This is a genomic window from Leptolyngbya sp. GGD (genome assembly GCF_026735145.1).
GTDB lineage: Bacteria > Cyanobacteriota > Cyanobacteriia > Leptolyngbyales > Leptolyngbyaceae > Leptolyngbya > Leptolyngbya boryana.
Window position 1 is genome coordinate 1,254,647 of record NZ_JAPQKE010000002.1, and the last position, 24,151, is coordinate 1,278,797.

The 24,151-nt window shown below is 47.7% G+C and carries 20 protein-coding genes and 1 tRNA gene; 14 read left to right on the forward strand and 7 right to left on the reverse strand.

The genetic code is table 11. From position 1 onward, the window contains the following. Window positions 1-16: 16 nt before the first annotated feature. Window positions 17-1,519 carry a glycosyltransferase gene (locus tag OU814_RS14810; RefSeq protein ID WP_190651917.1) on the reverse strand — a complete coding sequence of 501 codons (1,503 nt, stop codon included), beginning with the start codon at window positions 1,517-1,519 and terminating at the stop codon, window positions 17-19. 256 nt (window positions 1,520-1,775) lie between these two features. Here OU814_RS14810 and OU814_RS14815 point away from each other — a divergent pair, with 256 nt between their 5' ends. Further along, window positions 1,776-4,415 carry a DUF4912 domain-containing protein gene (locus tag OU814_RS14815; protein WP_268183905.1) on the forward strand — a complete coding sequence of 880 codons (2,640 nt, stop codon included), beginning with the start codon at window positions 1,776-1,778 and terminating at the stop codon, window positions 4,413-4,415. Between the two features lie 106 nt (window positions 4,416-4,521). Continuing rightward, window positions 4,522-6,327 carry a signal peptide peptidase SppA gene (gene sppA, locus OU814_RS14820; protein ID WP_268183907.1) on the forward strand — a complete coding sequence of 602 codons (1,806 nt, stop codon included), beginning with the start codon at window positions 4,522-4,524 and terminating at the stop codon, window positions 6,325-6,327. A 68-nt stretch (window positions 6,328-6,395) separates the two neighbouring features. Here the strand turns inward: sppA and OU814_RS14825 are convergent, their stop codons facing one another. Beyond that, complete coding sequence (locus OU814_RS14825; RefSeq protein WP_017286758.1) at window positions 6,396-6,611, reverse strand: hypothetical protein; 216 nt, start codon at window positions 6,609-6,611, stop codon at window positions 6,396-6,398. A 174-nt stretch (window positions 6,612-6,785) separates the two neighbouring features. On the opposite strand from OU814_RS14825, the gene OU814_RS14830 reads away from it, so the two are divergent. The 3 genes from OU814_RS14830 to OU814_RS14840 all read left to right on the forward strand — a co-directional run bounded on the left by OU814_RS14830 (window position 6,786) and on the right by OU814_RS14840 (window position 7,767). After that, a tRNA-Val gene (locus OU814_RS14830) sits at window positions 6,786-6,857 on the forward strand. Window positions 6,858-6,985: 128 nt separating this feature from the next. Next, window positions 6,986-7,276 carry a hypothetical protein gene (locus tag OU814_RS14835; protein WP_268183909.1) on the forward strand — a complete coding sequence of 97 codons (291 nt, stop codon included), beginning with the start codon at window positions 6,986-6,988 and terminating at the stop codon, window positions 7,274-7,276. A gap of 50 nt (window positions 7,277-7,326) precedes the next feature. Beyond that, entirely contained in the window at window positions 7,327-7,767 is a 441-nt protein-coding gene (locus tag OU814_RS14840) for a hypothetical protein (RefSeq protein WP_268183911.1), read from the forward strand. A gap of 6 nt (window positions 7,768-7,773) precedes the next feature. On the opposite strand, the gene OU814_RS14845 is transcribed toward OU814_RS14840, so the two are convergent. After that, a complete protein-coding gene (locus OU814_RS14845) occupies window positions 7,774-7,989 on the reverse strand; it encodes a hypothetical protein (protein WP_268183913.1) in 216 nt (71 codons plus the stop codon). A gap of 95 nt (window positions 7,990-8,084) precedes the next feature. Between OU814_RS14845 and OU814_RS14850 the strand changes: the two genes are divergently transcribed. The 4 genes from OU814_RS14850 (at window position 8,085) to OU814_RS14865 (ending at window position 9,420) form a co-directional block, all read left to right on the forward strand. Next, complete coding sequence (locus tag OU814_RS14850) at window positions 8,085-8,372, forward strand: hypothetical protein (protein ID WP_268183915.1); 288 nt, start codon at window positions 8,085-8,087, stop codon at window positions 8,370-8,372. A 25-nt stretch (window positions 8,373-8,397) separates the two neighbouring features. After that, complete coding sequence (locus OU814_RS14855; protein WP_268183918.1) at window positions 8,398-8,601, forward strand: hypothetical protein; 204 nt, start codon at window positions 8,398-8,400, stop codon at window positions 8,599-8,601. Window positions 8,602-8,747: 146 nt separating this feature from the next. After that, window positions 8,748-9,317, forward strand: coding sequence for a rhodanese-like domain-containing protein (locus OU814_RS14860; RefSeq protein ID WP_268183920.1), 570 nt, complete (start codon window positions 8,748-8,750; stop codon window positions 9,315-9,317). Continuing rightward, window positions 9,298-9,420 carry a hypothetical protein gene (locus OU814_RS14865; protein WP_268183922.1) on the forward strand — a complete coding sequence of 41 codons (123 nt, stop codon included), beginning with the start codon at window positions 9,298-9,300 and terminating at the stop codon, window positions 9,418-9,420. The genes OU814_RS14860 and OU814_RS14865 overlap by 20 nt, the downstream gene beginning before the upstream one ends. 36 nt (window positions 9,421-9,456) lie before the next feature. Here OU814_RS14865 and OU814_RS14870 read toward each other — a convergent pair whose 3' ends face one another. From OU814_RS14870 to OU814_RS14880, 3 genes are all read right to left on the reverse strand, one after another. Further along, complete coding sequence (locus OU814_RS14870; RefSeq protein WP_268183924.1) at window positions 9,457-11,955, reverse strand: S-layer family protein; 2,499 nt, start codon at window positions 11,953-11,955, stop codon at window positions 9,457-9,459. 98 nt (window positions 11,956-12,053) lie between these two features. Then, complete coding sequence (locus OU814_RS14875; RefSeq protein WP_268183926.1) at window positions 12,054-12,341, reverse strand: hypothetical protein; 288 nt, start codon at window positions 12,339-12,341, stop codon at window positions 12,054-12,056. A 238-nt stretch (window positions 12,342-12,579) separates the two neighbouring features. Continuing rightward, window positions 12,580-14,160, reverse strand: a complete 1,581-nt coding sequence (locus OU814_RS14880) for an iron uptake porin (RefSeq protein WP_268183928.1) — start codon at window positions 14,158-14,160, stop codon at window positions 12,580-12,582. 539 nt (window positions 14,161-14,699) lie between these two features. Between OU814_RS14880 and OU814_RS14885 the strand changes: the two genes are divergently transcribed. The 4 genes from OU814_RS14885 to OU814_RS14900 are packed head-to-tail and all read left to right on the forward strand — an operon-like array spanning window position 14,700 to window position 21,018. Continuing rightward, window positions 14,700-16,040, forward strand: coding sequence for an ABC transporter substrate-binding protein (locus OU814_RS14885; RefSeq protein ID WP_268183930.1), 1,341 nt, complete (start codon window positions 14,700-14,702; stop codon window positions 16,038-16,040). Next, window positions 16,037-18,673 (forward strand): hybrid sensor histidine kinase/response regulator, encoded by a 2,637-nt coding sequence (locus OU814_RS14890; RefSeq protein WP_268183932.1) that lies wholly within the window; start codon window positions 16,037-16,039, stop codon window positions 18,671-18,673. The genes OU814_RS14885 and OU814_RS14890 overlap by 4 nt, the downstream gene beginning before the upstream one ends. Before the next feature lie 12 nt (window positions 18,674-18,685). Next, window positions 18,686-19,999 (forward strand): sensor histidine kinase, encoded by a 1,314-nt coding sequence (locus OU814_RS14895; RefSeq protein WP_268183934.1) that lies wholly within the window; start codon window positions 18,686-18,688, stop codon window positions 19,997-19,999. A gap of 26 nt (window positions 20,000-20,025) precedes the next feature. Then, complete coding sequence (locus OU814_RS14900) at window positions 20,026-21,018, forward strand: transposase (protein ID WP_268183936.1); 993 nt, start codon at window positions 20,026-20,028, stop codon at window positions 21,016-21,018. A gap of 36 nt (window positions 21,019-21,054) precedes the next feature. Here the strand turns inward: OU814_RS14900 and OU814_RS14905 are convergent, their stop codons facing one another. Beyond that, window positions 21,055-23,208, reverse strand: a complete 2,154-nt coding sequence (locus tag OU814_RS14905) for a recombinase family protein (RefSeq protein WP_326498304.1) — start codon at window positions 23,206-23,208, stop codon at window positions 21,055-21,057. On the opposite strand from OU814_RS14905, the gene OU814_RS14910 reads away from it, so the two are divergent. After that, window positions 23,207-23,380 carry a hypothetical protein gene (locus OU814_RS14910; RefSeq protein WP_268183938.1) on the forward strand — a complete coding sequence of 58 codons (174 nt, stop codon included), beginning with the start codon at window positions 23,207-23,209 and terminating at the stop codon, window positions 23,378-23,380. The genes OU814_RS14905 and OU814_RS14910 overlap by 2 nt on opposite strands. Window positions 23,381-24,151 lie beyond the last annotated feature (771 nt).

Consider the following 24,151-nt stretch of genomic DNA (forward strand, 5'->3'; position numbering starts at 1 on the left):
TTAGAAACGCTCAACCCTAGAAAAACTTAATTTTCCGAGAGGCGTAGAGGCACATTCGCAATAAAACTAATCCCTCACGAACATGCGCAATATTAGATGTGCCATAAGTTCGAGGTTGATACCGAACAGGCACATCGACTAAATGCAAGCCCAGTTTGGTTGCCCCAAAGAGTAAATCAAAGTCACCAAACGGGTCAAAATCCCCAAAATAGCTTCGTCCGGCTGCAATTTTTTCGTAATCATCTCGCCGCAAAACTTTTGTGCCGCATAGCGTATCTTTGATCGGTTGTCCGAGTAAGAAAGAAAATGCCAAGCTAAAAAACTTATTTGCCCAGTTATTTAACCAAGGCATTGCCTTGCCTGATCGCGGATAAACCAACCTTGAGCCATTGATAAATTCGCCGCGATCGCGAGCAATCACCTCAAAGAAATGGGGTAAATCCTCGGGTTGCACCGTCAAATCTGCATCCAAAATCATCAAAATATCGCCCGTTGCCTGTGCGAATCCAAGCCGCACCGCATCTCCTTTACCTTTTCCCGTCTGCTGTAAAGCTTTTAAAGTAAAGTGCGGATGCCCTTGACTGACCACGTTTTGAATCTCGTTCCAAGTCTCGTCCTGAGAGTGTCCTTCGATAAAAATGACTTCGGTATGACTTCCTAATTGCGGTAAACGCGCGATCGCATCTCGAATATTGCCTGCCTCATTGCGAGCAGGCACAATGACAGAGCAAGAGTAATGGTGTGTATTTGCTCCAAACTGAGGCTTTGCCACAATGTAATTGGTGAGGCCTAAATGATTCAGGATCGGCAGATGCGCCAAAAATCGATTAAAAAAGGGTGCGATTACGGGAATCTGCTTGGGACACAAGAAACGCCTGCTCGATCGCAGCGGTAAGTAGCCTGTAATTTGAAGTAAATTTTGCACATCGGTCATCGATAACCAACTTTGAGCAGGCTGGGGACGACGCTGACCAATTTTCTCAGCGAAGTGCAACAAAGGCTGCCATAAAAAATTGTGAAAGGTTAGAAGCAATCGGGTTCGAGGATGGCAAAAAGGATGCAGTCTTGTTAATACTTGCTGCACATCGCTTAAGTGTCCTAATACTCCAGAAAGCACAATAAAATCAAACTGGAATTCTGCCGGATTGAGATCATCCGGACTGAGCGTTTCTGCATCTAAGCAATAGAACTGGAGATGAGGGTATTTTGCTTGAGCAATCTGAATCATGGGTTCAGAAAAGTCAATGCCGACTCCGATCGCAGGATCAAGTGCAGCGAGTAAATTTCCAGTTCCACAGCCAATTTCTAGGACTCGGCGACCCGGTGGAATGAAGAATTGATGCAAGCGATCAAGGTCTTGATAATAATATTGATTGCGCTGATTCCAGCGATCGATCTGCGCTGCAATGTGATCGAAATACGATCGCACCTCTGCTTTAAAAGCATTTTGATAGCCTGAATCGATCAATTTGCCTGACATCGTGAGCGTGACTTCTTCTTGCCGCTGCGAATTCTGCATTCCACACTGATTGATATTTTGAACGCCCCAATCTTCCCATATTCATCCAACCATTAATAAACTCTTAACAGCGGATCAAAACGATTAAATTCATCCTATGGTGATCAATACGCGAATCTAATGGTATGAATTGATATGAATTCGGACGTTCTCAGGTTCGATTCAGGGTTCGATTCAGAGCCGTTCGTATCCAGTTGCACTTGTCTTTATGGGCTGCAACGGTGTAAAAAAGTTTTTGCTCCCACAGGTAAAAAGTATGGTGCATAAAAAATATTCCTCCGCAGTCGGCTTTGCACTTCTCTTGACCACCACCGTCGCAGAAGTACAACTGGTTCGAGCACAACAATTTCCCACCTTCCAACTTCCGGCTTCCGTGAAAGCGGGCACCAATGTCCGAATCGATGGCTCAACCAGCATGGCAGCGGTCAACGATGTTTTGAAGAAAGGATTCGAGCAGAGATTTCAAGGCACGAAAGTTAACGTTGCGGCTAACGGAGTTCCCGAAGGCATCAAAGCCGTTGTTGAAGGAAAAGTGGATCTCGCAGCGATCGGGCGACCGCTCAACGAGCAAGAAAAAGCGCAAGGCTTAACGGCTGTACCCGTGGGACGAGACAAAATTGCGATTTTGGTCGGTGCAGACAACCCCTTCGCAAAAAGCATCACGATTACCCAATTTGCCAAAATGTTTCGCGGCGAAATCAAAAATTGGTCAGAAGTGGGTGGATCTTCTGCCCCGGTGAAATTTGTCGATCGACCGGATTCTAGCGACACCCGCGAAGCGTTCAAAAGCTATCCTGTCTTCAGACAAGGGAATTTTGCAACAGGCGCAACGGTTGAGAAACTGAACGAAGATACGACGAAAGCAGTTGTCTCTAGACTGGGCAACACTGGTATCGGCTACGTGACGGCGAATCAAACGAAAGGTTTGGCGGGCGCGAAGGCAATAGCCTTGGATAATGTCGCCCCAACCGATCCTCGCTATCCCTTCTCGCAAGCGCTTTACTACGTTTATAAAGGTGAACCGAACGATGCCGTGAAAGCCTTTTTAGGATTTGCGACGGCTCCAGTCGGACAAAAAACGCTCACCCAATCCGGAGTCGCGGAGGCGATCGCGGTGAGTGCTGCCGCTCCAGCTTCAGGCAAGAAAGTAGAGGCTAAACCTGAGGCAAAAGCACCGACCAAAGCAGGTACAGACGATAAAAAAGCCCCAGTTGCAACTGAAAAGAACGCAACAGGCACAGCGGGAACCACAGCTACCTCTCCAAGCGGCAATAACGCTCAAGATGGAACCTCGCAAACTGGGGACAGCAATCCTTTAGCATTCTTGTTCCCAAGTAGCGATACAGCCGGGGCGAATGGCGCAGGAGCAGGCACAGGGGGCTTACCGAACTGGCTCTGGTGGCTCCTCCCAATTGCTTCTGGTGCAACCCTGCTCTGGATGCTCGCTCGCAGTCGTCGCGGTCCAGTCGATGCAGGTGCAACAGGTAGCTTTAATGCTCCTGGCTATGCCGCCGGAGATTTACCAGAACGCGATGATACGTTCAGCGCCCCTTATGTAGAAGGTGGGTTTGATCCGCTCCACGGCGATCGCAATGGCTCCGCAGCGGTTGATGCGCCTGAATTCGGGACTGGGCTAGGTGTCGATGCCAATGCAGACGCAAATTTCGTCGGAGATGCGACTCGGGCAGGTCAAGATGGATTCGGGGATTGGGGCAATCTTGGAGGCGCTGCGATCGCGGGAGGAACTGCGATCGCGGGAGGCGCCGCCGCTTGGTCAACCTTTGGTAATCGGGGTCAGCAGAGCCGAGTCGTGCTCAAATCGCGTAGCCCTCAAGAAGTTGAGGCATTTTGGGATCTTCCGAGCGAGGAGCGTCAGGCAATGCGTCAGCAGGGGGGCGAGAAGCTAGCGCTCCGGCTGTACGATGTCACCGATATCGACTTGGAAAATCAGCCTGCTCACAGTGTTCAACAATTTGATTGTGATGAATTAACCCAACGTCAACGCTTGCCGATCGCACTCCCTGATCGCGATTATCTCGCTGAAATTGGCTATCTCACTCCAGAAGGTCAATGGTTGGGATTAGCTCGATCGACCCATGTGCGCGTTCCGGCAACTTCGAGTTCTAATTTCCTGGGCAATATAGCGAACGCGGGTAGTACAGCAGTGGCAGGCGGAGCCGCAGCTGCAACAGGTGCAGTCGATTCTGCAAAATCTTTCTTGTCAGGCGATCTCGATGATGCGTCTACTGAATTGCCTGAAGCAGAACCTTCTGACTCGCCGAATTGGTTCCAACGAATTACGAATCGAGCCGGGGAGACTGCTAGCGATACTGCTCAAACAGGGGTGAATACTTTTGCAGGAGGCGCAGCAACTGCAGGAGCCGCAGCAGCCGGAGCAGGAGCCGCAGCTTGGTCATTCTTATCGGGTCAACGCAAAGACTCGCAAGACGCTGCTGTCACTGAACCGAATCAGTTTGTCACGGGCGAGACAGCGATCGATTCCCATGAATTTGATCCCGATCTCGTGGATACCAATGTGTTTGTCTCAGGTGAACCGAATTCATTTACGACAAGCATCAGTGAAGGGCGTTTGGTGTTGACTCCTCGAAATTCTCGATGGGCTTATGCGTCCTGGGATATTCCTCGATCGTTGCGTTCTCGACTGGATATCAGTTCTGGTGAGAATCTGGTCTTGCGGCTGTACGATGTGACAGATGCAGGAACGCAATTGCCTGCTCGCTATGAGGAACATGACATCGACGATATGGCATTGAGCTGTGATGTGCCGATTTCGCAAGGCGATCGCACTTATATGGCTGAGATTGGCTATGTGAATGCAAATCAGGAGTGGACGAGTCTGGTGCGATCGCTGCCAGCTTATGTTCCAGAAAATTAGGGAGATAGGGGGATAGAGAGATATCTCCACTCCCCCGCCTTCCAACTGATTCTGCAAAAACAGATGTAGCATGGAAAAGCGACTTCTTCCCATGCTTCTCTAACGTATGCGTGACTTTCTGAAACACACCCTCGCCACTGTACTTGGTTTGTTTATTTTTCTAGGTATCAGCGTGGGTGGGCTTTTACTGCTACTCATCTCGATTTCGATGATGGCGGCTCGTGATTCGGCTCCGACGGTGCGAGACAAATCTGTCTTAGTGTTTGACCTTTCGCAGACAATTACGGATGCGCCTGCTAGTGCTAGTACTCGGGATGTTCTCAATGATGCGATCGCTGGAAATCGTCCCAATGTGATTGGGTTGCGATCGGTGTTAGATGCGATCAATGAGGCAGCAAAAGACGATCGGATTGTCGGGCTATATCTGAATGGGGGCAACAATCCGAATACGACAGGTTATGCAACGTTAAGAGAAGTCCGTTCCGCTCTAGAGCGCTTCAAACAGAGCGGCAAACGAATCTACGCGTATGATGTCGATTGGCAGGAACGCGAATATTATTTAGGCTCTACCGCAGATACGATCGCCATGAATCCGATCGGTGGGCTGGAAATGAATGGATTAAGTTCTGAGGGCGTGTTTTTTGCTCAGGCTCTCCAACGGTTTGGGGTAGGTGTGCAGGTGACGCGGGTCGGTAAATATAAATCGGCGGTTGAGCCATTTTTGCAGAATCGTCGCAGTCCGGCAGATCGCCAACAAACTCAGAAGCTATTAAGTGACATTTGGACTGAGATCTTAGGTACAACGAGCAAAGCTAGAAAGCTGACTCCTCGACAACTGCAAGCAATCACAAATCGCGCCGGGCTGTTAGACCCTCAAGAAGCCGTCAAACAGAAATTAGTCGATCGAGTCGCGTATTTCGATGAAGTGATTGCAGACCTGAAGAAGATTACGGGTCAAGACGATGATACCAAGTCGTTTCGACAAATTAGCGTAAGAAATTATGCACGAGTTGCAGAGAGCAACCGCAATGATCGATCCAGTCGCAATCAAATCGCCGTTGTTTATGCTGAAGGCGAAATTGTCAATGGGCAAGGTGCGACTGGGCAAATCGGAGGCGATCGCTTAGCGAGACAACTGCGAGAATTACGGTTAGATGACGATGTGAAAGCTGTCGTGCTGAGAGTCAATAGTCCAGGTGGTAGTGCGACCGCTTCAGAGATTATTCAGCGTGAGGCAATTTTGACCAATCAGGTCAAACCTGTGATTGTTTCGATGGGCAATGTTGCCGCATCGGGTGGATATTGGATTTCTACCTATGCGAGTGAGATTTTTGCAGAGCCAACGACGATTACAGGGTCGATTGGCGTTTTCGGCAGAATTCTCAATGTGCAGCAACTTGCGAATCGCAATGGAATTACTTGGGATGTCGTCAAAACGGGTCGATTTGCGGATGCTCAAACCGTTTCTCGTCCGAAAACTCCTCAAGAGCTAGCCCTGATTCAAAAGAGTGTCGATCGTATTTATGATCAGTTTCTCACCAAGGTTTCAGCTTCTCGCAAGTTGCAGAAGTCCAAGGTGGCAGAAATTGCTCAAGGTCGGGTTTGGTCAGGGATTCAGGCGAAGCAATTGGGCTTAGTTGATCAATTGGGTGGGTTGCAAGACGCAATTCGAGCCGCAGCCAAGCGAGCAAACCTTGGGGAAGATTGGCAAATTGAAGAATTTCCAAAACCGCGATCGTTTGAAGAGCGCTTGCTCGAAAGTTTGATGGGATCGAGCATTGAAGAATCTACCGCGATCGATCCGCTCACCAGCGAGATGAAAAAGTTCCAAGCCGAGCTAGAAAGCCTGAAATCGATGAATGATCCTCAAAACGTTTACTTGCGATTACCCGTGGATTTATTCATCAAATAAATCTGAAATAAAAAAGTCAGAGCATTCGTGCTCTGACTACATTGAAGCGTTTATCGATGGAAGCCCAGTTAGAAAAACATTTGCCGAGAAGCGAACTTCTCAAAATCTGCTTGGGTTTGATGGAGTAACTGCTCCCGATGATCCGGAGTGTTGGTCAGTCGGGGAACGAGATTCCGAGCTTGTAACGCCATATGAAGTTGAAGATGAGCGACGTATTCACTGAAGTCCTCTTGAGCAGCGACTTGAGAGGGCAAGTGTGCCGATTGCTGAGTGCGCGAATCCAAAACGTATTCTCCCTATCAAACTCACGACAGATGTTTAGCTTACAAACTGATTATTCCAGCAAGTCCCCAAATTGCGCCATACTTCTTTAAAGTTGTTTACGTTTCACATTGGATTTGCGGATAAAAAATTAGGACTAGACAAGCCGAGAGAAGTTTGCTACTGTAAATAACTGCGGGCGATTAACTCAGTGGTAGAGTGCATCCTTGACAGGGATGAAGTCACTGGTTCGAATCCAGTATCGCCCATCGGTTTCAAGATATCGGTTTTATGAAATCCCTAAAAAATCCCCAAATTGAAACACAACTGAATAAGTGAGACGCGATATCAAAGCGTATTCACAGTTTCTTAAGGGGAGAAACCCCACTAAAAAGTCATGAATACCGAGACTGATATCGCAGTTTTGCCGGTTACGTCCACAACTTGCACTTATAAAATCAACCTGCAAGTTGTGGACGTGCGTACTAAAGTTCAGTTATATCAAGCGCGATCGACAAAATTTGCCTCTAGAAAACATAAGCCCGTTCCCTATTCCAGTGGCGATGGAAGGAATCGATTTGATGATAAATTTCGAGTCTGCATCTGCGCCGATGACGACCGCAGCATAGCTGATTCTGGCGATCGTGCTTCGGATCTACGCGGTACTAGCTTGGTTACGGTACGCTGAAGCATGGAGGCTTTTTCTTACCCATTTCGCTGAGCGATTGCTTTTATCCCATGAATAGCGAATCTTCTCGTTCGTTGCCCTGGCTCTCGTTAGGACTGTTTTGGTGCGCTCATGCCATGCTCGGATGGTATCTTGCGGCACATCATATTATCTGGCTTGTTGGAGCCGCTGCGATCCTTGCAATCGTGATCATTTCTGGAACGGGCAGGGCTTTGCTTGAGCAGTTGTCCGGGGTGATTTCTCGCACTTTATTGATCGTTGTATTCCTGAGCTTTTTGATTAGTGTCTGTGCATTTCTATTTGTCAGCAAGTTTGAGTTCTTGGGTTTAGTCTTTCTGCCACTTGTGACAACGGTTCTAGCGGATCTCAGCCTGCGTTCTGCGGGATTTGAGCAGCGTCAGATGTGGATTTATCTTGTCGTTATCGCTGGATTAGGAATTGGTTTAGGCGAGGTGTTCGACCTTGTATTCCTTCCGAGCATGCGGTACTGAAGAAGTTCAAATCATTAGAGCCGCGATCGCACTCAATCTAAAGCCCCTGAACCTGTCTCTTATCCCCAGTGGCATCGCGCCCATGACAATGCCTTCCGGCACGACGTAGCCAACCGCTGCATGGCTGATTCTGGCGGTAATGCTTGGACTGATGACTTGAGTTTTTGAGTGGAGCGATGCGATTGACGATCTGATAGGATTTTTCGCTTGAGAAGCGCTCATGATTAATATTGAGATAAATCTCAGTAGATACTCAGCGATGACAAAAAAGCGCCCCCGATTTGAAAGGCACAAAAAATCTAGCGATGCTGGTTGCGATGACTGTCCGCAACGAGATGGAAGACTTTCATTGCAAATACCTGAGCGACGCACAAATGCGGGAACTCAACCCCATGATTAGAAACGCGATCGCAACTGCTCTCTACACCGCCAGAAACTATAGCGAAGACGAAGCTTCGTTTGAATGGACAAATTTTCAATTAAAGCTGATTCCTGAATACTGGGAGGAGCCTGAGTTAACCGAGGATTTTCGTAAGCTTGTGAAGTCGCTTCGGCGGCATCGGGAAGCGTTGCAGAAATCTTCAGGCACAGCAGGGGAACCCTAAGCCTGTTCCCTCAAGATTTGCGCCAATGGAAAATCAATGGACGGTTCACCCCTGGAAAGTAGTGCAAGGGGTAGGAGTCTCAGTTCTGGCTATCGTGGTTCTCGCCTTCATCTACGGCAAATTTATCCATCACCCGTTGCGGATCTGGCTGGCAGATGGGGAATGGTGCTTAAGATTTTCTCCAGATGGATCGGGAAAAGTCCTCTACGGCTCCGAGTGCGATCGTTAACAGATTTAGATACTCCAGCCTTGTTTTTCTCTGGTTTGATAAGCTTGAGTAGCTCTGATGGAATCTCTATCAGTGGGATTGCAGCAGAGTCATGGGCAATGGGTGCCAGTCAGACTTCTTCAATCTTCTTTGATAAGGAAACAGTGATGAAATATCTCGCAGTAGCTCTCCTCTCTTGCATCGTTCTGTCCAGTGAGATGCTGGCTCCTTCTAGAAATCAGACGGCGATCGCCGCTCCCAAACCCCCTTTAGATAATCCGGCAATTGATATGCCAGGGTATTTGCGCGTTTCCTATGAAGCTGCAAAGCATCGGGAGACACGCCGAATTTCTGAGGACGACTTTATTCGCATGAGCCGTGAACCGAATACGATCATCCTGGATGCCCGGAGCCGCGAGAAGTATGATTTGCTGCATATCAAAGGGGCAATCAATCTGAGCTTTCCAGACATTACGGTTGAAAGTTTGAAAAAAACGTTTCCTGACAAATCAGCGCGAATTCTCATCTATTGCAACAACAATTTCATCAACGCTGAAGCACCTTTTCCTTCAAAACTACCAACGGCTTCCCTCAATCTCTCAACCTACATTGCCTTGTATAACTACGGCTATCGCAATATCTACGAACTGGCTCCCCAAATTGACCCGAAGGTATCCAAACTTTCCTTTGAATCGGCTCCCGTCTCAACCTCGTCTCATGGAAGCATCGTTCCTTAAATTATGCGATCGCATTCTCCCCGTCTGGCACAAGAACAATCCTCTATGGCTCCGAGTGCGATCGCTGAGTGTGGGGAATTCTAAACGGGCAATGCGCTGCTAGTTTTAGACCGTGATTTCATCTACGATCGCACTGGATTCAATATTTTGCAGCACAAGTCGCCGTTGAAGAAGTCTTTGCAGGTTGGGCTGCAACTAATTCGACTTTTCCGGTTTTGGGATGGCGATACCAAGTGGTTGCTTCCATCAATGCAGTGGGTTGAAGCATTTCTTCAGCATTGTGCTTGGTGTTGACTGCCCTTGTTGGAAAATGAGACAAATCGCGGACATCATTCCAGGGGCGATCGTGCCTTGTGTCCTGCATCGGATTGATTGGAACCCCACCCCGCCCAGTGATGACGAAGCTACTGCTTTGATTGGCGGCACAGGTTGCTGCGATTTGCTGAGTTGGATCAATGATCTCCGCAGGCAGTTGAATCAAACCAGAATTCGGATCAACCCCCACATTGTTGACTTGCACTGTACCACTGATATCTAACTCAGAGCTAGCAGTGATGTCATTTGTCGAGTTATTTCTGGGAGTCAGCGTATTACGGAATTCTAAACCCAGAATGCTTTGAGTTGTGATGGTAATGTTGCCTCCTCTCCCCCTGAAAGCGTTTGCGATGATATCGCTGTTTTCCATTGGAACAGCAACAATAATCGGAGCATTAATACTAATGTCACCACCCTGACCCGTGCCACCCGCTTTAGATGAAATTTCACTGCCCCGGCGTAACAGAAGTAACCTCTGAGCTTGCAGATTGATATTTCCACCTTTGCCAGAAGCTGTCTCCGCTGTAATGCTTCCAGTACGATCAAGGACGATCTCATTGGCATTAATCTGCAAATTGCCAGCATTACCCTGCCCAGGATGATCAACACCTACAATGGCTCCATCGGTAACCTGTAAGCGAGACGTGTTCAGGCTCAATTCTCCTGTGTTGCCTGTGATATCTATCGGATTAGGTAATCCAAATAGTTTGCGAATTGGTTCTGCAAGAACATCTGCTCTGGCTCCAATCCGACTGGGAAGCCCGGAAACAGAACCTACTCCGCTAACTTCAATTTTGTCGGAAGCATGGATGAATAAATTGCCTCCGTTTCCATCGTTGACCGTCGATGCAACAATCCCTCCCCCATCCGACACTTTCACGGTAGAAGCATTAATCGTGAGTTGTCCGGCGTTGGTCTTACTGAATGTACCGACTACAATGACACTGGCAGCAGCGCTCTGTGGATCTTCTCCGCTAATCTCGATTGAATTCGCATGAACAATTGTATTTCCACCTAACCCTGTCCCAGACGTAGAATTACCAATGACAGCCCCTCCTAACATCTGTAATTGATTTGTTCTCACATGAATGTCACCACTGCTTCCAGAACCAACCGTCTGAGTGTTCACGGAGCTGGCAAATCCACTCAGAGGCGATAACCCTGCAAGTTGCAGCAAGTTTTGAGTATTGACAGAAATATTGCTTCCTTTTCCTGCTCCAAAGTTAAACCCATGCAGCGAGCCACCGTCTTGCAGAACAAGTTGAGAAGCAGAAACAACGATATTTCCTCCATTGCCTGAGCCAAAGTTATCTGCCCTCAGCAGACTCTGTGGAAATCCTGAAGTTCCGATGCCTTGCAGTTCAACAGATTCAGTGGCATCGACCCGGATGTCTCCTGCGTTTGCGCTGCCTGAATTGACTAAAAGAGCAGCAGAACCATCGGTTAAGCGAATATTGCGTCCTTGAAAGTGAATTGCTCCCGCAGGGCTACCACTCGCATCGACCAATGACTGACGAACGAGTTGGATATTTCCAAACTGCTGAAGATTGCTATACCCAAACTGCTGAAGGGGTGAAGCAGTGTCTAGAGTCACAATGCCATTACTGCCACTTCCCAGTTCAATTTTTCCGGAGGGTGCATTGAGTACGCCACCCTCTAAGGAAATCTCTCCACCGATTAATGCCAGGGTCTTTCCAGCATTAACGCTTAATCCCGCAGGATTATTACTTCGATCTGGAGAAGACGCAAAAGGATTGATCGGGAAAACCAAGCCATGTCCAGTATTTTGAATCGTGATCCCACCAGGACTGCGCCCCATTTGCAGACCGATCGGAACGCTCATCGTTAAAAGAGATGAATCTGCTGGAGAGGTTGCAACAAACTTCATTCCATCCGCGAAAAGGATGCTATCGGCTGTCGCCGCAGTAAAAGAGCTACTGATATCCAGAAAAGCCTGGGAACCAAACAGAATCCCGGCAGGATTGATCAGAAACACATTCACAGCATTGCTGTTGTTGATGGTGCGAATCATGCCATCAATATTTGAGACACTTCCCCCAGTCACGCGACTGAAGATGGTGGAAATGTTAGGAGTATTCACCAGATCGAAGGTTGCAGAGCCACCTGTGGGAATTGAAAACTCGCGAAAGCTGTGGAAGAGATTGCTGCCTGCTGCGCTGCCGTTGGTAATGGTAAAAGCGTTGCCTGATCGTGCCACCGTGCTTCCCAGCGTGCCATCAGACGTGATTTGTTGCGCTTGTACCTGAGTTGCGAGCATTAACCAACTGCCGAAGAGTCCAAGGGAAATCAGCAATCGCAGCATATTTCTTCTCTCTTAAGGGGGTCGGGGCTAATATGCCCACTTTGAGACTGAAATTTCTACGATCTCAAACTTTATCGCCGTTGATGGCTGAGGGCTTGTTATGAATGGTCAATCTTAAACTTGAGATCGTCAGCTAAGGCTGAGGCATGAGCGAGAATTGTCGCCATAACTGCCTCGAAGCGACTCATCGGCATGTGGAGCACGATAGACTTTCCTATTGGGTTAGGATGCCACAGGTAGTCCTGAGTTAAGGCTGCTCCGTCCGGGTAAAAATCAATTCGCCCGACGAATGAGTCGCCGCTATAGCACATGAGCAAGCCGACACGACCTTCAGCTCCGCCGGAAAGGGTAACCGTATATTGGTCAAAAGATTTCGTTGTCGCCATAAACTACTTCCGATATTTAGGCTGGCTCTTTCAGTCTAATCGCCCATATCTGGACGTTAGACCGAAAATGGTTGAGCACATACACGGGCAAGATCGGTAGGTTATGCAAATCTTTCTACGATCGCGCATCAATCAGCTCAAGCATTTCTGTCGGGATTTTACTCCCAGTGACAAGCGTTGCTACTGAGGTGAGATGCTGGGTTCATTATCCTGGCACCTCACTGTCTCATTCATCCTACTAAAACAGAAAAGTGGTTCTTAGCACACCAACATACTGAGTCGGATTGTTCTGATTGTGTTCTGGATTGAAGATCATCAGTAAACCAGGTGTCACAGAAATTTTGTCATTAATTTGATGACGATAGAAGACTTCTAAATGCAATGACGTGTCTGGGTCTTCTCGATTTGAGATCGTATTACGGGTGACTTTAGGCGGCATACCCAATAAAACAGCACCTAGATTGCCCTTTGCACCCAAATCTGGTAGAGCTAAAGCGATCGCCCAGTTCCAAATATCTGCACCTGCACCTTTGGTTGCACCAGATTCAGCCGTTGCATCTGTGAATCCAACCCAACCTGATAGGTTCACTTGAGGACTCACCCGATAGTTAGCCGTCAGCCCATAGGAATGAGTTAGCGTCGCCACATTGCCAAAGGGTCGCCGAGCATTTAAGCTACCTGTACTGCCGGACGCATCTACAGCTGCACTGGGAAAGTAGCTATAAGCGTAAGTCAAGCCAAATTCTAAATTTTTTGTAGGGGCAAAGTTCAACTGCGCTAAGGCACTGCTATTGCCATTGAATAAACCCGTTTCAGGATTGTTAGCTCCGCGCGCCCGATACACCGTCACCAAGCCGAGATTGTCTGAGAACTTATGCTCGACACCAACTCCTGGACCTCCCACCAAGCGATAGATCGGAGAAAACCGCCCAAATCGGGAAATTGACCCGATCGAGTCTAGTTTGAGGAAGTGGTTTAACGGATTTGCCATCGCTTCAGTGCCATAGCCATTCGCAATTGCCCAAACGCGAGTCTGACTCCCTAACGGAAAGCGATAGAAAAAGTCATCAATCCCGACTGAGCCATTACTACTTCCGTCATAGGAGATGCGGGTCATGTTCGTGCCTGTAACATTGGAATCCAGGGGAACAATAGTTTGGCTTTGTAACCGAACGCGCAGCTCATCTTTGCCCGTAAAACTTGTGACAAAGTTTAGACGGCTTCGATAGCCCATTGTTGGATTGTTAGGCAGATCTCCGCCTCCCACTTTTTCATCGCTGAGGGGAGAGGAGACAGAAAAAATTGTTTCGCCTAATAGTTTTGTTGTGGTAGAGAATGCTTGCTTTTCTAACGTGCCGACTTTTGCCTCTAGTCGATCGACGCGACCACTCAATGCTGCTAATTCCGTCGCAAACTCATCTTGCAGTTTTTTGAGGGTTTCTAAATCTTCTTTCTTCACCAAATCCGTTGTAGCAGCCGCAATCAGTTCATTGACGCGATCGAGACAGGCGTTCACGCCCGCCGCAAACTCATAGCGGGTGAGTGCACGATTACCCCGAAAGGTGCGGTCTGGATAGCCTGCGATACAACCATAGCGCTCGACCAAAGATTGGAGTGCTTGGAACGCCCAGTCTGTGGGTTGAACATCCTTTAACTGAGAAACAGAAGTCACCTGAGACATCGCATCTATGGCAGGTAGCTTCTCGACTGGATAAGTGCGATCGCCAATCTCAGCAGATGCCAAACTTGCCAAACTGAAGCTGGCAGCGATCGTGATTGACGATCCAAACAAAAGACGTTGTAAAACTTGGTTGACCATTCGTTCTCACTCCTCCCATTCCTCAGAGAATGGCTAGATTCAGAACCTAGGTTTCCCAAAACATAAGTTGATTACCTTGAAGGAAAATTAAGTTATCTTTAGCAATTCCAAATGGAGCAAAAGCTCTCCAAAAGCTTTTGGGTAAAGTATTTCTGTCCATAGAAACAAGTGAATAATTGTCAAATTGGCTGAATCTCTAGATTTTTCGTGTTGATTTTCTATAGTCTGGGGGAAAAGTAAGGCTGTAGCAATTCTGATTCAAGTCAACCTCAAGTTGAGTCAGGTAAAGGCAGGGATTCAAACCTGTACTGCATCTAAATGAGAATTGCCCTACCTCACCTCTGTCAAACTGGATTCCAACCTAGATTTTCTGGTGGCTGAAATAGCAGAAATGCAGTTAATTCTCCCCAGCGTGACACAGGAGAGACAGTCCACTCGACAAATGTTTACCAAAAATGCTGACTAGGCGAAAGTTTGCCAGGCTAGGATTATTTTCCTTAGGACTTGGACTTGCAAGTTGTACACAGCGCAATAGCCAAATGAATCTGAATCTCGCGCAAGCGTCTAGTGATGCAGATTTGGTGATTTGGTGGGAACAAGGCTTTTTACCCGAAGAAAACGAACAACTGATCCAACTCGTCCGCAAGTGGGAACAGGCAACTCAGCGTAAGGTCGATTTGAAATTGTTACCTGTCGATCTGATTGACCAACAGCTCAACAAAATTGTTGCCGATCCGAATCATCGACAAGTTCCTGACATTGTCTATTCGGTTGGGATTGATACTAGCCTTGCCCCAAAGATGGCTTGGCAAGATCAATTACTGGATCTAACAGATGTCCTGACACCGCTGAAACCGCAGTATACTCCCGTTGCTTTATCCCAAGTCTCCTATCGCAACAAGATCCGAGGAGAACGCAGTTACTACGCGCTGCCCCTTTGGCAATCCGATGACTACATCCACTTTTGGGGGAATCTACTCGAAGAAATTGGGTTCGATTCCCAAGCGATTCCCCAACAATGGGATGGATTCTGGCAGTTTTGGCAAAAGGCTCAAGCGCCATTACGTGCGAAGGGACATTCTAAACTGCATAGTGTGGGGTTATGTATGTCGAGCGTTGGCTTTGACACCTACACGTCTTTATTGATGTTTTTAGATGCCTACAATGTTGCAGTAGTCAATGAAGTCGGTGAATTTCTGCTAGAGATGCCTGAAAATCGGCAACGATTCATCGCAGCACTGAGCCAGTACACCGGCTTTTACACTCAAGGCTTTGTTCCGGAAGTCGCAATGAAATGGACAGGTGCAGGGAATAACACTGCTTTCTTAGATGGCAGCATTCTGATGACCCAGAATCTAACGCTATCTATTCCCCTCACCCAAAAACTTGCGAACAATCCCTATAACCAGGACGCTTTGCAGCGCTATCAGCAAATTGTCACGATCGATCGACCGCTCAAAACAGATGGTACTCCTCTGTTGACTCGCAAAGGTATTAAACAAGCGATCGTTCCGAAAGCTAGCCCGCACCAGCAAGCTGCTAAAGAGTTTCTCACCTACTTGGTGCAACCAGAAAACATTACGCCCCTGGTTCAAGGCTTCAAGGGGCGAGTCTTGCCTGTGATGCCGAAATTGCTAGACAGTCCATTCTGGAAAGATTCGAGCGATCCCCATCTCTCTACAGCGCTGAAAATTTACGATCGCCCTAGCTTGATTCCCTATGAGGTGATGCACTCTGCCTTTAGTGAAGTCCAAAGTCAACAACTCTGGGCAAAAACGGTTCTGAAAGTGATCCAAGACAAAGCCTCTCCCACTGAGGCAGTTGATTGGTCGATCGCGCAAATCAAATCTATTTGGCAAGCCTGGGAGAGACAAGCATGAAACGCTGGTTTAATAAAAGCTTATTGACTCAATTAGTCGGCTATTTTTCTCTGCTGTCGGTGGTAACGGTGACGACAGTAGCGGTTGGGTCTTACTTCCAAGCGAGAAGTTCACTAGAGAAAGAAGTGATCAATCGCCTGACTGTGGCAACCCAACTCAAAGATTATCAATTAAAGAAATGGGTTGAAAATCAACTCCGCGATACGCTCATCGTCAGCCAAGAAACCCGCATTCAACAGGCACTGAGTACGCTTCTAACGAAAAACCCGACTGAGCCTGAGTACCAGGAAGCCTACAAAATTCTCAAAGAGCATGTGGCGCAGTTGATTGCCATCAAACCCAATCTTCGGAGCATTCGGATTACGCGCAATAGTGGCTTTGTGGTGTTTGCCTCCGACGATCCGAAATTAGAGGGAACCTACCGACCTTTAGGAGATCCCGCCACGTATTTCACCCGCGATCGCATTAATATTGTCGTTCCTAACTTTTACATCTCGCCTTCCACTGAAAAAGCGTCGATTACCGTTGCCACACCGATTACCGACCCCAAGGGGACGCGAATGGCTGCTTTGATTGCCGATCTCAATCTCGATGAAGTAGATACCCTAATTCGTGACAATACGGGCTTGGGGGAAACTGCAGAAACGTACCTCGTCGGTCGAGCCAAAGGCAAGCAGATTTTCATTTCTCGTCAACAGACTGCGAAAGTCAATCAGGAACAATTTAAGGAAGGCATTAGCAGCATCGGCATTGATCGTGCCGTTCGGCAACAAAGCGGGTTTGGCAGCTACATCAATTATGCCGGGGTGCCTGTGGTCGGGGTCTATCGTTGGTTGCCAGAACAAAATTTGGCATTGATCGCCGAAATCGATCAAACAGAAGCATTTCGAGCAGCGAACCAATTAGCGAACAACATTCTCCGGATCGGGTTTCTGTCTTCTGGCGTGCTGCTCATTGCGGTCTATCTACTCTCCCGGCGAATTACCCGCCCGATTTTGGCAATTGGAGAAGCGGCGACCCGCCTCGCTCAGGGAGATTTAAGCCAGACTGCCCCAGTGATGACCCAGGATGAAGTCGGCACGTTAGCTCAGACCTTTAATAACATGGCGGGACAACTAAAATCGTCTTTTGAAGTGTTAGAACGACGAGTCGAGGAACGGACGGCTGAGTTAAAAGAAGCGAAAGAAGTAGCGGATAGTGCGAACCAAGCCAAAAGTGAGTTCCTTGCGAACATGAGCCATGAACTCCGAACGCCCTTGAATGGGATTCTTGGCTATTCTCAAATTCTGGAGCGCTCCAAAATCTTAGGAGAAAAAGAACGTCATGGTGTGAGTGTCATCTATCAATGTGGCTCTCACCTGCTCACGCTCATTAATGATGTTCTTGACCTCTCTAAAATCGAAGCTCGAAAACTCGATCTGATTCCCAAATCCTTCCATTTTCCTGCCTTTCTACAAGGTGTGGTTGAAATCTGCCGAGTTCGTGCCGATCAGAAAGGGCTGGAATTTCACTACCAGCCTGATACCGATTTGCCAGCCGGAATTGAAGCGGATGAAAAACGGTTACGCCAGGTTTTGATTAATTTATTGGGCAATGCCATCAAATTTACTGATCAAGGACAGGTCACGTTGCGTGTAGAGCGAGTGGATGTGGACGATCCGTCCTTGACCTCAAGCCAGCCACGATCGACCAAATTGCGATTTGTGATTGCCGATACTGGGGTTGGGATTTGTTCGGAAGATATTGGGAAACTGTTTCAAGCCTTTGAGCAGGTGGGCGATAAGACCCGGAAGGCTGAAGGAACGGGCTTAGGATTGGCACTGAGTCAGCAAATTATTCAGTTGATGGGAGGTCAAATTCAGATCAAGAGCCAAGTGGGTGTGGGTAGCGAATTCTTCTTTGAGATTGCAGTTTCAATTGCCCAGAATTGGCATGAACGCCAAACTATCACCGCAGCAGGTCAGATTGTTGGGTATGAAGGATCACAGTGCCAGATTATGATTGTTGACGATCGTTGGGAAAATCGTGCCATCATCGTCAATTTACTGGAACCCTTGGGGTTTGTTGTGACAGAAGCGGTGCATGGTCAGGATGGTTTAGCCAAACTTCGGGAGAAATTGCCCGATTTAGTCATTACTGACCTGGCAATGCCAGTCATGGATGGATTTGAATTCCTGAAGCAATTACGCGGTGATTCTGAGCTAAAACACCTGAAAGTCATCGTCTCTTCTGCGTCTGTTGCCCAACTCGATCAGCAAATGAGTTTGGATGCAGGCGGAGATGATTTTCTCGCCAAACCAGTCCAGGCGAGTGAATTGTTCAGTCTCCTGGCTGAGCATTTACAACTCACCTGGAAGTACGACAAAGCTTCACCAGATTTATCTGATGCTCCCGAACCGAACCTAGAATCTAACCAAGAACTGATTCCACCTTCTGTTGAAGACTTACAAGTCTTGCTTCAGCTTGCTCAAGGCGGTCGGTTGAAAAAACTTAAGGAAGTTGCTGAACAAATTGGTCAGCAAGATGCGCGCTATAAACCTTTTACGCAAAAGGTTCTACAGCTCGCGAAACAATTCCAACTAGAGCAAATTGAACAACTGATTCAACAGCATCTGGTTTTGCAGAATACTTAGAAGGTGGAAAGTATGAGTACTCAACATACAGAGCTAATTTTAATTGTTGACGATACACCAGCTAACTTAGATGTAATTTCCGAGGCGCTCAGTGATGCTGGATTTGAGGTTGCGATCGCAACCAGTGGAGAGCGCGCTCTGCAGCAGGTTGAATATGAGCTACCAGCGCTGATTTTACTGGATGTGATGATGCCCGGAATCGATGGATTTGAGACTTGCAAACGCTTAAAGGAGAATCCGAAAACGCGGAATATCCCCATTATTTTCATGACAGCTCTGTCCGATGTTGAAAATAAAGTGCGCGCTTTAGAGTTAGGGGCAGTGGATTATGTCACAAAGCCTTTCCAAGAACATGAAGTGCTTGCGAGAGTGAAAACTCATATCCAGCTTTACTCCTTAACTCAAAACCTAGAACGACAAGTTGCCAAGAAATCGGCGGATTTGCAAGCATCCCAACTGCAACTGGTTCGCAGCGAAAAAATGTCGGCGCTCGGCAATTTAGTAGCGGGAGTTGCCCACGAAATTAATAATCCCGTTGGCTTTTTGTTCAGCAACTTGCAACCTGCCCAAGAGTATGTTCAGGATTTATTTGGACTAATCAATCTATATCAACAAAAGTATCCGAATCCTGATCCAGAGATAGTAGAACAAATTGAAGCGGTGGATTTGGAATTTCTTCAGAAAGATCTACCCCAACTTCTCAATTCGATGAAATTGGGTCTAGAAAGGATTCGTAACATTAGCACTAGTTTGCGAACTTTCTCCCGCTCTGATACAGATTCCCAGGTTCTGTTTGATATTCGTGATGGATTAGAAAGTACGATTTTAATCCTCAAGTATCGGCTTAGAGCAAACGAAACCCGTCCTGCCATTGAAGTGATGACAGAATATGGCGATATCCCTGAGATTAGCTGCTTTCCAGGACAGCTCAATCAAGTTTTTATGAACATTTTGGCGAATGCGATCGACATGTTTGATGAGGTCGCGCAACAGTCTACCTTTACTGAGTTGCAAGCCAAGCCCCAAATCATTACTGTTCAAATGCGACTGGCTACCCCAAAAGTAGTTGAAATTCGGATTCGGGATAATGGGACAGGCATGAGTGAAGAGGTGCAAGCTAGAATCTTTGACCATTTGTTTACCACTAAGAGTGTGGGTAAAGGAACCGGGTTAGGACTCGCGATCTCGCGTCAAATTATTGAAGAAAACCATGGTGGCACGATCTCAGCCAACTCGGTACTCGGAGAAGGCACTGAATTTATGATTCAACTTCCTTGTATCAATAGTCCGGACAGAATTTTGACAAGAAAGCTACCCGTCGCTTAGGGTGCAAATAATCACAAACGCACCGGATGGATAGCTATGGAAGCCATTGTACAAAGCCTGCTTGCCGAAGTGGGCAATTTCGCAAACCGCAAACGAAATTCTTAGTGACTTTATTCACAACGATGTTGGTCGTGTGTGGCAAAGTTAACTTCATCAATCTGAGCCGCTACAGCAACTTGAGCGAACGCACCTACCGCCGCCAGTACCAGCAAGACTTCGAGTTTGCCCCGTTGAATCAGGCGTTGGTTGCTGAGGCAAGTCGAGCAGGCACGGTAAGGCTTGCGGTCATGGACTGCTCGTTTGTTAGCAAGAGTGGCAGAGCGACGTTTGGATTAGATCGGTTTTGGAATGGATGTGCTAGTCGAGTGGCAACCGGATTAGAGGTGTCAGTGGTCGGTGTGGTTGATGTCGAGGGTGAACAAGCCTATGCGTTATCGGCTGAGCAAACCTATGCCCAATCGAGTTTGCCGGAGTTTAGCCGCATGGATCAATACCTTTATCATCTAGATCGTGTACGACCTCACCTGCCGCCGGAAGTCGAATACCTCGCAGTCGATGGAGCCTATGCCAAAGAAAGCTTTGTCACTGGAGCCGTGGATCTAAAGTTGCATGTCATCAGTAAACTGCGATGTGATGCCAATCTTCAGTTTCTCTACACCGGTGAACAAAAGCGACGCGGCAGACCGCGCAAGTATGCGGGCAAGGTTGATCTGAGTGATGTGAGCCGCCTCACGTTGGTCGAAACGGTGCAACCGAACGTTGACCTCTACACGGCAGTCGTATGGCACGTCTCGCTCAAACGCACGATTCGCCTTGCCTATCTCGTCGAGCATCGCCATTCGACTCGTGTTCGCACTTGTCTGTTGTTTTCCACCGATATTGAGCAAGACCCAAGGCAGATTGTTCAGTATTACAAGCTGCGGTTTCAAATTGAGGTAAGGCAGCCTCAGTACCCCCATAGACGTTTGAGACTTCATGAGAAGACGGGCTGGGATGAGATCGTTTCTTGGGCATCATAAAACTCCTTGCTTGAATTCTATAATCAGCTTGTTTGATTAGGGAACAGGGCAGCGTGTAATCTCAAGAATTTCGCCACGCCAGCGTTGCCGTAGGATCTCACCTTGGGGTTGCTGACGATGGGTTCTTAATCGTTGGACTTCCGATTCATCTGCCCAGATGATCCAGTGCTTTGGATACTCTGGTTGTTGACGTGCTTTGACCCAACCCCGCTGTACCCAGTTATAGAGCGTCACGGTCGGCATCTGTAAACAAGCGGCTAAATCGGGCAACCACCATTCATGCTCTGCTAAAACAGCTTGAACTTTCGGGGCATACGACTGACCGAGTCCTAATCGTCGGATCAATACCCGTAGTTCTTCTCCATTCAGCGTCTTGCGCCGCTTCGGTGGATGAAACCCTTCTTGAATCAGACATTGCACAATCTCTTCGGTCGGTGTGCCCGCTTGCACCAATTGTTCAAGACGCTGACACAATTGAGGATAGTTGCTGAGTTGAGTCCAGGTTGCGACGGGTCGAATCAAGTCAAAGCAACTGATAGCTCCTCCCACCCATTCAATTTTAACCTTGACCTGTTCACTGTTGCCTTGAACGTTGACGGTGATCTTCTGAATCACTTGGCGAATGATTTCTGTCTTCTGAGCCTGGGTTGTTGTACTCGCATTCCACAATCTGGGAATGTCTTGTGCGAGTTGACGGATTGCCTGACGCTCCTTCTCAGAAAGTACTTTGGATTGTTGATGGGTAAATCGCTCATAGTCCTCCTGAAGCTGTTGTTGAGCGGCAAGCTTTATTTCCCATTCTCGTGCTAATTGTCGTGCAACTAGGCGATTTTCGGGTTCAACGAGTTGATAGTGCCGTGCAGCTCGCTCAGCTTCAAAAGTCGCTCGCTCTAACCGTTGCTGCCATAGATGGTCGAGTTCAGTCCGCTCTTGTTCCAGATGTGTCGTTGCTGCAAGTGATAGCTCCAGTGCTGCAGGTTCTAACGCTTTTAACACTTGCTCGACCACTAGCTCATCTAAACAGGCACCAGCAAGATGTTGACAGACTTTACCACCATAATCTGATAGCTCTCGCATACAGATGTAACGATGATGCCATTGTCGATGGTACTGCACACTCATCCGACATCCACAGCACCCACAGACCACTAAACCAGATAGCAAAGATACCCCTTGACGGGCAATCCCTAATTCATCTGCACGAGTTTGATTCGATTTCAGTTGAGCCAGATTCTGCTGGTACTGTTGCCAGGTAATGTAAGCGGGGTGATGATCCTGAATTAAGACCTGCCACGCTTCCATCGGAGTCACAACACAGCCCCGATAGGCATGTCCTGCCTGTCGTCCGGCTTGCTGCTTGCCCAAGTCAGTATGGCTTTGACCATACGCATAAGCTCCAGCATAGGCTGGATTCTTTAACAGGTTTTGCAGGGTGGCACGATTGGGGCGATGCCATTCGAGATCTCCCTTGTTCGCACCGGATAACACGCGCACTCCAACTTGAATGTGATGATCTACTAGATAGCGTAGCACTGCATTCAATGTTCCTAGCTCCTCGAATTTTCTGAAGATCAGCTTTACGACTTGTTGAGCTTGCTCATCGGGGTCAAAGCAAATCTCACCAGAAGGACGGCGGATGTAACCAATTGGCATATGGAATCCGAGTTCTCCGCGTTGAGCTTTGTTTAACTTGCCTTGCAGCATTCGTTGTTTGAGAATGTGTAATTCAGCTTCACTCATGGTGCCTTTCAACCCCAGTAGTAAGCGGTCATTGTACTGACCTGGATCATAGATGCCATCCAAGTCGGCAATCAAGGTGCCGAATAGAGCGCACACTTCTAGCAAATGATGCCAATCTTTCGATGAGCGGGCTAACCGAGACATTTCAATCCCCAAGATTAATCCTACATGGTTCAGACTGACTTCAGTCACGAGCCGTTGAAAGCCACTTCGTCCTTCAGCACTGCTCCCCGACTTGCCTAAATCTTCATCAATCGTCAGGATGCGATCCCGACTCCAGCCTAATGCTTCTGCCCGATGAACCAGTCCATATTGCAAGCGTGTCGATTCTTGATGATCCAGAACTTGTTGAAGGGTGGACTGACGGACGTAGACAATCGCAAGGCGATCTAGGTGATGGGGCAGAATCTTTTCTGAGACAAAGCCTTGCTTTGAGGGGTTAGACATCATGCGATTGACCCTCCCTTGGGAGAGCCGCATGATTCTCCAGCATTTGGCTCAGGATGTAAATCAGGCGTTTGCGGTTGGGTTCTGGCAGATGAACCCACAGTTGCTGATTCGGACTGACAGGCGGGGGGGAGGGATTCGCTCTGACATAAGTCACGTTCCTGCTCAGTTGTGAGCGTTTGGATTTTGGCAATCGTATCGACGAGACGAAGCAAACCTTCGATTCCTAGTCTAGGCGATGAAACAGATTTCGGATTTATGAGGGTATTGTGGCTGCCAGACTGAATTTCTGTTCCGCGATGCCAAGCAGTTTACAGGATTAGAGGATTGCCAAGCGCGTGACGCAGCAAAGTTAGCCTTTCATTTCAATGCCAGTCTCACCGCACTGAATCTCGCCAAGTTCGAGGCAATCGAGCAGCATTCAGGAACTGCGCCGTTTGTCTTTTCAATGGCAAGTGTGAAACGCCGTATGCTCAATCAGCATTTGCTTGACCGATTTATTTGCAACTTAGACTTGGAGCCGAGCCAAATTAAATCGCATCCCAATTACTCAACCCTTTGCAACTACGGCATCATCGCTGCCTGATTCTGTCCGAACTATTGAGCTTACATAAAATACTTCTTTAGATTTCATAGAAGTCAATTGCTAAAGATATAGCGACTTATCGCCAATCCTCGAAGTGTTAACGTAGTTGTTCGCGATAGCGTTTCGCACTCAGTTAATGTTGCTTCAGGTGAAAGTATCCTTGAATTGGGTCGAAAGCAGCAATCAAAATTTCGGCGCAAAAATCGCAAAAAGTTAGATGTAGGTAACTTCTGAAACACGCGCAATGCATTAGAACGAACAATAGTTTCAGGCTATTTTGTTACTTCTTGCATTCACGTAGCATTTAACAACCTGCAAAAATTCGCGCAAAACACCTGAAGTACTATCTGGTCGCCATAT